Annotated in this window: 1 protein-coding gene; it reads left to right on the top strand. The window is 50.2% G+C overall.

Translation table 11 applies throughout. From position 1 onward, the window contains the following. On the top strand, positions 1-275 hold a 275-nt coding region (locus SB749_RS19375; protein ID WP_410711739.1), incomplete at both ends, for a PQQ-dependent sugar dehydrogenase.

The raw sequence follows: 275 nt of genomic DNA, 5'->3' as shown, positions 1-275 counted from the left end.
ATGAGGTAAACATTCCGGAAGCCGGAAAGAACTACGGTTGGCCTGAAGTTACCTACGGTGTTGATTACGGTGGCGCTACAATCAGTGAAGACGCTGTGAAAGAAGGTACTGAGCAGCCGTTTTATTATTGGGTTCCGTCCATTGCAACGGCCGGTGCAACTTTTTACACCGGCGATGCGTTTCCGGAATGGAAAGGCGATTTCTTTGTCGCGGCGCTAAAAAGCTCAGTGGTTGCTCGTCTGGACTTGTACGAAGGTCGCATGATGCATGAAGAG

This window comes from Brevibacterium sp. SIMBA_078, assembly GCF_046534565.1.
GTDB lineage: Bacteria > Actinomycetota > Actinomycetes > Actinomycetales > Brevibacteriaceae > Brevibacterium.
This window is presented reverse-complemented; position numbering and strand designations above follow the sequence as displayed.